This is a genomic window from Streptomyces sp. NPDC058678, assembly GCF_042714835.1.
Taxonomy (GTDB): Bacteria; Actinomycetota; Actinomycetes; order Streptomycetales; family Streptomycetaceae; genus Streptomyces.
This window is the reverse complement of the sequence record NZ_JBHXSG010000039.1, coordinates 91,639-101,073: the sequence shown is the minus strand read 5'-3', so window position 1 is coordinate 101,073 and position 9,435 is coordinate 91,639. Positions and strand designations below refer to the sequence as shown.

Here is a 9,435-nt window from a genome sequence, read left to right as displayed (position 1 = left end):
GTTGGCCACCGTGGTCATTACGGGCTTACTTGCCCTTACCGTTGTACCGGGGCGGCGGGCCCCCCCGCATTAGGGGGCCGCCGGCGCCCGCTCGTGCGCCCTCAACTGCGGCTGGTTTCCGTGGCAGGGTGGAGCGGGCAAGCCTCAGGGGGCCGGTAGCAGAGGGGGAAACGTGATCGTCTGGGTCAACGGCGCGTTCGGTGCGGGGAAGACCACCACCGCACGGGAACTGATCGAACTGATCCCGAACAGCACGCTCTTCGACCCCGAGGTCATAGGCGGAGCACTCTGGCACCTGCTGCCGCCCAAACGCCTCGCCGAGGTCGGCGACTTCCAGGACCTGCCGATCTGGCGGCGACTCGTGATCGACACGGCGGCCGCGATGCTCGCCGAACTGGGCGGGACCCTGGTGGTCCCGATGACTTTGCTCCGCCAGGACTACCGGGACGAGATCTTCGGTGGCCTGGCCGCGCGCCGGGTCACTGTGCGGCATGTTCTTCTCGCTCCGGCGGAAACGATCCTGCGTGAGCGAATAGCCGGGCGGGAGATCCCGCCGGACCTGCCCGACGGCGAGACACGGCAACGGCGGTGGGCGTCCGACCACATCGAGCCGTACCGGACCGCCCTGGCCTCCTGGCTCACCGCAGACGCCCACCCGATCGACAGCAGTGCCCTCACGCCCCACGAGACCGCCGCCCGGATCGCGGAGGCCGTCAGCGCCGGCAGTGTGCCGGTGTGCGACATCGTGCAGACGCCCGAACCGACCGCCGAGACCCTCGCGGCGGGCGTCCTGCTCTTCGACGAGCAGGACCGCGTGCTGCTCGTGGACCCCACCTACAAGGCCGGCTGGGAGTTTCCCGGCGGCGTCGTCGAACCCGGCGAGGCGCCCGCCCGCGCCGGCGTGCGCGAGGTCGCCGAGGAGACCGGGATCCACCTGGACGACGTACCCCGCCTTCTCGTCGTCGACTGGGAGCCGCCCGCACCCCCCGGCTACGGCGGTCTGCGTCTCCTCTTCGACGGCGGCCGGCTCGACTCCGCCGACGCCGCGCGCCTCATGCTGCCCGGCCCCGAGCTGCGCGGCTGGTGCTTCGCCAGCGAGGAGGAGGCCGCCGACCTGCTGCCGCCCGTCCGCTACGAGCGGCTGCGGTGGGCCCTGCGGGCGCGGGAACGCGGCGCGGCGATGTACCTGGAGGCGGGGATTCCTACGCCGTGACCTGCCGGCCGGTCATCCCACCGTACGGCGGGGGACAGGGCGTCAGCCTGCTCTCCTCCTGGAACCGCCGGCTGAACTCGGTCATGACCAGGGCCTGCCCGGCGTGCCGGGTGATGAGCGCGGCGGCGGTCTCCGGGATGCCGCGCGGCCGCTCGCCCTCGGCGCAGGCGCGGACGAACGCCTCGCGTTCCTCCCCGCGGTACCCGTACAGCTCGGTGACGAGCCAGATCACCAGGTACATGCGGGTGTAGGCGCGGTCGTAGTGCCGGTGTGCGTCGAAGAAGGCGCGCTCCCGCGGTGCCAGGCGGAAACGGGAGGACAGGGCGAGGCCGTGGTCGGTGAGGTAGAGCCGCCGGCCGTCGGTGAGGATGTTCTTGAAGTGGGCGTCGAAGTGCAGGAGTCCGTGTTCGTGGAGGAAGGAGACGGCCTCCTCCAGTCCCCGCTCGACCAGCAGGCAGGCCGCCTCCGGGTCGCCGGTCTCCATCTTGGTGTGGAGCCAGTCGTGAAGGGTGGTGGGCAGGTACTCCAGGAACAGCGCCAGGTCCGCGGTCGCCGTCCGCCGTCCCTCGATGCGCTCCCGTACCTGCGGGCTGCCGCCCCAGTAGGCGACGGCCCGTTCGACGTCCGCGAGTTCCTCGGGGAGGGGTCGTCGCTCGTCCGGCAGGACCCGCCAGTGGTGCAGCAGCGGGAAGCCCGTGAACCGCTCCGACAGCACCCAGTTCGTCGTCATCGTGTGCAGGGCGAGTTCGCGCCACGCGCCGAATCCGGGGCTGGGGACGCTGCCGATGCCGTAGTGGAAGTAGGTCGGCAGGCCGAAGAGGTTCGCGGTGGAGCGGATGTTCTCCGGCAGCCGTTCGGCATCGGTGAGCCGCACCCGCTTCACGAAAACGGGAACGCCGTCCACCTGGATCAGGGTCGAACGGCCGCCGATCCCCGAGCCGTTCGCCGTGCCGGACGCCAGGAGTCGGGCGAGTTCCCGGTCGCTGAGCAGATCGAGGGTCGTGGAGATGTCGCTGTGGCGGGCGAGGCGTCCGTTGCGGGGCATGATCCCAGCATCAGCGTCCCGGTCAGTAGGTGTCCGCCGATCTCCGAAGTGCCGTCGACGCCTGGCCGATCACCGGATCACCGTGGCCGAAACAGGCCAGATCCGCCTCCAGCGCCGCCAGCCGCCGGAACGAGTCCACGGCCTGGGCGCGGTCCAGGTTGAACACGCCGAGCATCACGCTCCCGTCGACCGGGGACGCGGCCACGGCGTCCCCGGTGAAGAGCACGCCGTGGCGTGGGAGACGCAGTGCGATGCTGCCGTGCGTGTGGCCGGGGATGTGCACGACGTCCGCTCCGCCGCCGAAGTCCAGGACGTCACCGTCGGACAGCTCGGTGACCTGCGGCGGACGCGTGTACTCCCCCTGCGGCAGGTGCCGTACCGCCTCCGCGTGCAGGGGGCGCTCCCAGTCCTCGAACACCGGTGGCGGGCCGGGGACCTCCCCCCGTACGACGGGTGCGTCCAGGCGGTGGGCCAGCACCTCGGCGCCGGTCGCCGCCGCCAGTTCGGCGGCGCCGCCCACATGGTCCTCGTGGAAGTGGGTGAGCACGATCCGCCGTACGCGTCCCAGGGTTTCTGCGAGTTCGGCGATCGACGCTCCGGAGCCCGGTGGCCCGGCGTCGATCAGCGTCAACTCGTCGCCGTCGCGCCAGACATAGGCCTGACCGACCGGGAAGCGCAGGAGGCGCAGGCGCGGGAGGAGTTCGATTAAGTCCATGGGACGACCGTAGGAAGGGCCCCCGTCCCATGACGAGGGCCCTCTGCCGACAGCAGAGCGCGGGCGCTCAGCCTGCCGCGTAGTTGCGCAGGAACAGGGCCTCCGCCACCGAGAGGCGCTCGAGCTCCTGCGGGGACACGCTCTCGTTCACCGCGTGGATCTGGGCCTCCGGCTCGCTCAGGCCGATGAGCAGGATCTCCGCGTGCGGATAGAGGGAGGCGAGGGTGTTGCACAGCGGGATGGAGCCACCCTGGCCGGCGTACTGCATCTCCTGGCCCGGGTAGGCGACCGCCATCGCCTCGGTCATCGCCGCGTACGCCGGACTGCTCGTGTTCGCGCTGAACGCCTGGCCCTGGCCGATCTGCTCCGTGCGCACCCGGGCGCCCCACGGGGTGTGCGCCGTCAGGTGGGCCTCGAGCAGCTTGGTCGCCTCGGCCGCGTCCACGCCCGGCGGCACCCGCAGGCTGACCAGGGCGCGGGCGCTCGCCTGCACCGACGGGGTGGCGCCGACGACCGGCGGGCAGTCGATGCCGAGCACCGTGACGGCAGGGCGGGCCCAGATGCGGTCGGCGACCGTGCCGGAGCCGATCAGCCGCACGCCGTCCAGCACCTTGGCGTCCCGGCGGAACTGCTCCTCGTCGTACTGCAACCCGTCCCAGGACTTCTGTGGCGTGAGCCCGTCGACCACGGTCGAGCCGTCCTCCGCGCGCAGCGAGTCCAGTACGCGTATCAGGGCGCCCAGCGCGTCGGGGGCGGCGCCGCCGAACTGGCCCGAGTGCAGGTTGCCTTCGAGCGTGTCGATCTGGACGCGCACCAGAGTCATGCCGCGCAGGGTGGAGGTGACCGTCGGCAGGCCGACCCGGAAGTTGCCCGCGTCGCCGATGACGATGGTGTCGGCCTCCAGGAGCTGCGGGTGCGCCTCGGCGTACCGCTCCAGGCCGCCCGTGCCCATCTCCTCCGAACCCTCGGCGATGACCTTCACATGCACCGGGACGCCGCCGTTCGCCTTGAGCGCGCGCAACGCCAGCAGATGCATGAGTACGCCGCCCTTGCAGTCCGCGGCCCCGCGCCCGTACCAGCGGCCGTCGCGCTCGGTCAGCTCGAAGGGCGGGGTGGTCCAGGCGGCCTCGTCCAGCGGCGGCTGCACGTCGTAGTGGGCGTACAGCAGAACCGTCTTGGCACCCGCCGGGCCGGGCAGGTAGCCGTACACCGACTGGGTGCCGTCGGGGGTGTCGAGCAGGGCCACGTCCTGGAAGCCCTCGGCGGTCAGCGCGTCGGCGACCCACCGCGCGGCGCCCTCGCTCTCGCTCTTCGGGAACTGGTCGAAGTCCGCCACCGACCTGAAGGCCACCAGCTCGGTGAGCTCCGCCTTCGCCCTCGGCATCAGCGAGGCGACGGTCTCGGCAAGCGGATTCGACGACATGGGCACGCTCCTTGTGGGTGCGACGTTGTACCGATGAGTGCCGTAGATCCTCCCACAGTGGCCTGAGAGGACGTCCGCCGTAGGATGCGGGGGGACAGGTGCGGCAGCGGCTTGATCGGGAGCAGTAGACCAACGTGAGCAGCGAGAACTCTTCGGCGGACGACGTGCAGCGGGTGTGGGACGTCGTCGTGGTGGGCGCGGGACCCGCGGGGGCCTCGGCCGCCTACGCGGCGGCGGTCGCGGGACGGCGCGTGCTGTTGCTGGAGAAGGCGGAGCTGCCGCGCTACAAGACGTGCGGCGGCGGCATCATCGGCCCCTCGCGCGACGCCCTGCCACCCGGCTTCGAACTGCCGTTCAGGGACCGGGTGCACGCGGTCACGTTCTCGCACAACGGCCGCTTCGCCCGCACCCGTCGCTCCAGGCAGATGCTGTTCGGGCTGATCAACCGGCCCGAGTTCGACCAGCAGCTGGTCGAGCACGCGCAGAAGGCGGGCGCGGAGCTGCGGACGGGCGTCACGGTCCAGCGGGTCGAGCAGCACGGCTCGTCCGTGCCCGACCGGCGCACGGTCGCGGTGGTCCTGCAGGGCGGCGAGATGGTGCTCGCGCGGGCGGTCGTGGGGGCCGACGGCAGTGCCAGCCGCATAGGAGCACATGTCGGGGTGAAGCTCGACCAGGTGGACCTCGGCCTGGAGGCGGAGATCCCGGTGCCGGAGACGGTCGCCGAGGACTGGAAGGGGCGGGTGCTCATCGACTGGGGGCCGATGCCCGGCAGCTACGGCTGGGTCTTCCCCAAGGGCGACACGCTGACGGTCGGAGTGATCTCCGCGCGCGGAGAAGGCGCCGCGACCAAGAGGTACCTGGAGGACTTCATCGGCCGGCTCGGTCTCGCCGGTTTCGAGCCGAGCATCTCCTCCGGCCACCTGACCCGCTGCCGCGCCGACGACTCCCCGCTGTCGCGTGGGCGGGTTCTGGTGTGCGGGGACGCGGCGGGGCTCCTGGAGCCGTGGACCCGCGAGGGCATCTCGTTCGCGTTGCGCTCCGGTCGGCTGGCGGGGGAGTGGGCGGTCCGGATCGCGGAGGCGCACGACGCGGTGGACACCCGCCGCCAGGCCCTGAACTACGCGTTCGCGATCAAGGCCGGGCTCGGCGTCGAGATGAGCGTCGGGAAGCGGCTGCTGATCGCGTTCGAGCGGCGTCCCGGCCTGTTCCACGCGGGGCTGACCGGTATTCGCCCGGTCTGGAAGGCGTTCATGGACATCACCCGCGGCGCGACGTCGCTGGGGGAGATCGTCCGCACCCGTCCGATGGCCCAGCGTGCCCTGACCGCGCTGGACCGGCGCCAGTCCGGCCCCACCGGTGACGTCAGCCCGTGACCGTGATGCGGAAGACGGGGTGGTCGGGGGCGATCCGGCGCAGGTCGGCGTCGGGCGAGTCGGGACCGACGCCGTTGAAGAAGACACCGACCTCGGCCTTCCAGCGCTTGAGGTAGGCGCGCAACAGCGGGACCTTGTCGTCGTCGGTGACCTCGGTCGCGGTGAACACGGCCACGTTCTTGCCGAGGTGCAGTTCGCCGCCGCCGGCCGCGCGCATGTTGTGCGTCCACTGGACGTGACCGCGCGGGGCGACCAGGTACTGCTGTCCGTCCACGGTCAGCAGGTTCACGGGGGTGGTCCGCCACTCGCCGCTCTTGCGGCCGCGGACCGCCAGGACCCGGGAGCCCCAGACGCTGATGCCCCGGCGGGTCATCCACGCCACGGCACGGTTGAGCACGTTGACGGTGAACCAGCCCGGCTTCTGGATGTGCGTGGTCATGAGGACTCCCGAGAAACCGGAAGAGCGTCGCTCTCTTTTGTGAGCACTGCTCTCGCTTGATGAGGAGTCTGCCGTGAGTCGGTGCTCCTGGCAAGAGCACTGCTCTCTTTTTTGTTCGTCGCTCTTGTTTGTGTGCACTGCTCTCGCTTCATGGGACACTCGCTGCATGAGCAGCACCGCACACGGCGCCCGAGCCCGAGCCCGCATCGAGGTCACCGCGGCCATCAAGGACGAGGCGCGCAGACAGCTCGCGGCCGAAGGCGCCGTCAAGCTCTCGCTGCGTGCCGTGGCCCGCGAACTCGGCATGGTCTCCTCCGCCCTGTACCGCTACTTCCCCAGCCGCGACGACCTGCTCACCGCGCTCATCATCGACGCCTACGACTCCGCCGGCGAGAGCGCCGAGCGGGCGCACGCCGCTGCCGCCGACGCCGGACCCGTCAGCCGCTGGTCGGCGGTGTGCGAGGCCGTGCGCACGTGGGCCCTCGAGCACCCCAACGAGTACGCGCTGGTCTACGGATCGCCGGTGCCCGGCTACACCGCGCCGGAGACCACCGTCCCGGCCGCCTCCCGCGTCGGACTCGTCCTCATCGACATCCTGCGCGACGCCCACCAGGGCCCCGGCCTGGCCGAGCCCGCTCCGCTGCCCCCGGAGCTGCGGCCCGAGGCCGACCGGATGACCGCCGACCTCGCCCCGGACCTCCCGCCCGAGACGGTCACAGCACTCGTCGCGGCCTGGGCCCAGCTGTACGGGCTGATCGGGTTCGAGCTGTTCGGGCAGTTCAGGCGGGTGGTGGAGGACCGCGAGCCGTTCTTCCGGCACGCGGTGACCCGACTCGCCCACGGGGTGGGGCTGGTGGAGCCGCACTAGGGCCCTAGGGGGCGCGGCGCGCGCGGGCGGCCGACGTACTTCACGGGGAGTACCCGTGATCACCGCGCTCGGCTGACGCCGCCGACGGTCCCGGCGTCTAGCGTTGCGGTCATGGACGTGGAGCGCGTACGCGGGGGCGGCCCGCCGCACCGGTGGCGGCACGGGCCGCCCTGGCTCAACCGCGGCGACGAGGAGGAGCGGCGTCCCCGGTGGCCGTGGCGGTCCACCGCGTTGATCACCGTGTTCGTGCTCGTCGGCTCGAACTACGCGGCCGTCCAGCAGGTCGGCGAGCGAGCGCCCCTCGACCCCTTCGCGCGCGTACTGCTGGTCCTGGGGTCGGGCCTGCTGGTGTGGCGGTGGCGGCATCCGGTGCTCGTCGTGTTCGGCACGGCCACGGCCGCCATGCTCTACCTGGGCGCGGGCTACCCGTACGGGCCGGTCTTCCTGACGGTCGCGCTGGCCTGCTTCAACGCCATCGTCGCGGGGCACCGCCGGTCCGCCTGGGCGGCACTGGGGATGCTCTGGGCCGGGCATGTGCTGGTCGCGCACTGGCTGTACCGGTGGCTGCCGCCCTCCGGTGACTCGGCCGCCCCGTGGGGGCAGGAGATCGTGGTCACCACCTGGATGGTGACGATCCTCGCGGTGTCGGAGCTCGCCCGCACCCGGCGCGAGCAGTGGGCCCGCGAGCGGGCCGAGCGCGCGCAGGCGGCGCGGCGGCGCGCGGACGAGGAGCGGCTGCGGATCGCCCGTGAGCTGCACGACGTCCTCGCGCACAGCATCTCGGTCATCAACGTGCAGGCGGGTGTCGGCCTCGCGCTCCTCGACACCGACCCGGAGCAGGCGCGCACGGCGCTCACCACCATCAAGGCGGCGAGCAAGGAGGCGCTCGGCGAGGTCCGCCACGTGCTCGACACGCTGCGCACCCCGGGGGACGCGCCGCGCGCACCGGCGCCCGGCCTCGACCGGCTGCCCGAACTGGTGGAACAGGCTGCGGGCGCGGGTCTCACCGTCGACGTCGAAGGGGAGCCGCCCCGGCTGGCCCCCGGCACGGACCTCGCCGCGTTCCGGATCGTCCAGGAGGCCCTCACCAACGTCGTACGGCACTCCGGTTCACGGCACGCGCGCGTGCGGCTCGATCACGACGGCGGCGCCCTGCGGCTGCGCATCGACGACGACGGCCCCGCGACCGGCGCCGACGCGGGCGGCAGCGGCAACGGTCTGGCCGGAATGCGGGAGCGGGCCGCCGCGCTGGGTGGCACGATCGAGGCGGGCCCGCGGGCCGACGGAGGGTTCCGGGTGCTGGCCGTGCTGCCGGCGAAGGCGAAGCACAAGGAGGACGACCGGTGATCCGCGTACTGCTCGCCGACGACCAGTCACTGGTGCGGGCCGGTTTCCGGGCGTTGCTCGACGCACAGGCGGACATCGAGGTGTCCGGGGAGGCCGCCGACGGCGAGGAAGCGCTGCGCCGGGTGCGCGAACTGCGCCCCGACGTCGTTCTGATGGACATCCGCATGCCGCTGCTGGACGGGCTCGCCGCCACCCGGCGCATCACCGAGGACGCTGCGCTGAGCCAGGTCAAGGTGGTCATGCTCACCACCTTCGAACTCGACGAGTACGTCTTCGAGGCGATCCGCTCGGGCGCCTCCGGCTTCCTGGTCAAGGACACCGAACCCGAGGAACTCCTGCGTGCCGTTCGGTCCGTGGTCGGGGGCGACGCACTGCTCTCGCCGGGTGTGACCCGCCGCCTGATCGCCGAGTTCGCCGCCCGCTCCAAGGAACCGGCGGCCGCCGACGCCCTCGTCCGGCTCACCGAGCGGGAACGGGAGGTGATGGCCCTGGTCGGCATCGGCCTGTCCAACGACGAGATCGCCCGCCGCCTGGTCGTCAGCCCGCTCACCGCGAAAACCCACGTGAGCCGCACGATGGTCAAGCTGGGCGCCCGCGACCGGGCCCAACTCGTGGTACTGGCCTACGAGTCGGGGTTGGTGCGGCCGGGCTGGCTGGGCTGAGGCCGCCCCCGTCCGAAACGGACCAGCACGCTGATGACCCGGGTGAGGAAGAGGACGGGCGCGAGCACCATCGCGGTGCGGAGCAGCAAGAGCTCCATGGCGGAGGGCAGTTCGAACAGCAACGCCGGACCCGCGATCGCCCCGAAGACGACTGCCGCCGCGAACACCGCGCTGAACAGCGCGTAGCCGATCTCGACGGTGATCGCGTCCCGCTCCGTCTGACCGCGCCGTCCCCCGTAACGCTCCATCCCGGAAGTCTCACAGGCGTGGGGGGGGGGGGGGGGCGCAAACCCCCCCCGCCCACCGCCACCGCAACGACCCACCAAAACCGCCCCCCCGCCCCGCCCCCC

10 protein-coding genes are annotated in these 9,435 nt (G+C 72.1%); 5 read left to right on the top strand and 5 right to left on the bottom strand.

Features of this window, described 5'->3' with window-relative positions; genetic code table 11:
* Positions 1 to 172: 172 nt before the first annotated feature.
* Positions 173 to 1,213, top strand: a complete 1,041-nt coding sequence (locus ACFWWR_RS30605; RefSeq protein WP_383873323.1) for an NUDIX domain-containing protein — start codon at positions 173 to 175, stop codon at positions 1,211 to 1,213.
* Here ACFWWR_RS30605 and ACFWWR_RS30600 read toward each other — a convergent pair.
* The 3 genes from ACFWWR_RS30600 to ACFWWR_RS30590 all read right to left on the bottom strand — a co-directional run bounded on the left by ACFWWR_RS30600 (position 1,203) and on the right by ACFWWR_RS30590 (position 4,396).
* On the bottom strand, positions 1,203 to 2,258 hold the full coding sequence (locus ACFWWR_RS30600; RefSeq protein ID WP_383873326.1) for a protein kinase family protein: 1,056 nt from the start codon (positions 2,256 to 2,258) through the stop codon (positions 1,203 to 1,205). The genes ACFWWR_RS30605 and ACFWWR_RS30600 overlap by 11 nt on opposite strands.
* 22 nt (positions 2,259 to 2,280) lie before the next feature.
* Positions 2,281 to 2,973, bottom strand: coding sequence for an MBL fold metallo-hydrolase (locus ACFWWR_RS30595; RefSeq protein WP_384306574.1), 693 nt, complete (start codon positions 2,971 to 2,973; stop codon positions 2,281 to 2,283).
* Positions 2,974 to 3,040: 67 nt separating this feature from the next.
* The gene (locus ACFWWR_RS30590) at positions 3,041 to 4,396 is read right to left on the bottom strand and encodes a dipeptidase (RefSeq protein WP_384306572.1); all 1,356 of its coding nucleotides are present in this window, start codon (positions 4,394 to 4,396) and stop codon (positions 3,041 to 3,043) included.
* A 134-nt stretch (positions 4,397 to 4,530) separates the two neighbouring features.
* Here ACFWWR_RS30590 and ACFWWR_RS30585 point away from each other — a divergent pair, with 134 nt between their 5' ends.
* Positions 4,531 to 5,769 carry a geranylgeranyl reductase family protein gene (locus ACFWWR_RS30585; RefSeq protein ID WP_384306569.1) on the top strand — a complete coding sequence of 413 codons (1,239 nt, stop codon included), beginning with the start codon at positions 4,531 to 4,533 and terminating at the stop codon, positions 5,767 to 5,769.
* On the opposite strand, the gene ACFWWR_RS30580 is transcribed toward ACFWWR_RS30585, so the two are convergent.
* Positions 5,759 to 6,208, bottom strand: coding sequence for a nitroreductase family deazaflavin-dependent oxidoreductase (locus ACFWWR_RS30580; protein ID WP_383873335.1), 450 nt, complete (start codon positions 6,206 to 6,208; stop codon positions 5,759 to 5,761). The genes ACFWWR_RS30585 and ACFWWR_RS30580 overlap by 11 nt on opposite strands.
* A 166-nt stretch (positions 6,209 to 6,374) precedes the next feature.
* On the opposite strand from ACFWWR_RS30580, the gene ACFWWR_RS30575 reads away from it, so the two are divergent.
* The 3 genes from ACFWWR_RS30575 (at position 6,375) to ACFWWR_RS30565 (ending at position 9,085) form a co-directional block, all read left to right on the top strand.
* Positions 6,375 to 7,076, top strand: a complete 702-nt coding sequence (locus ACFWWR_RS30575; protein ID WP_383873338.1) for a TetR/AcrR family transcriptional regulator — start codon at positions 6,375 to 6,377, stop codon at positions 7,074 to 7,076.
* Positions 7,077 to 7,187: 111 nt separating this feature from the next.
* Positions 7,188 to 8,423, top strand: a complete 1,236-nt coding sequence (locus tag ACFWWR_RS30570; RefSeq protein ID WP_384306566.1) for a sensor histidine kinase — start codon at positions 7,188 to 7,190, stop codon at positions 8,421 to 8,423.
* On the top strand, positions 8,420 to 9,085 hold the full coding sequence (locus ACFWWR_RS30565; protein ID WP_383873344.1) for a response regulator: 666 nt from the start codon (positions 8,420 to 8,422) through the stop codon (positions 9,083 to 9,085). Before ACFWWR_RS30570 ends, ACFWWR_RS30565 begins: the two co-directional genes overlap by 4 nt.
* Here the strand turns inward: ACFWWR_RS30565 and ACFWWR_RS30560 are convergent.
* Complete coding sequence (locus ACFWWR_RS30560) at positions 9,046 to 9,333, bottom strand: DUF6332 family protein (RefSeq protein WP_383873346.1); 288 nt, start codon at positions 9,331 to 9,333, stop codon at positions 9,046 to 9,048. The two genes, ACFWWR_RS30565 and ACFWWR_RS30560, sit on opposite strands and share 40 nt — an antisense overlap.
* Positions 9,334 to 9,435 lie beyond the last annotated feature (102 nt).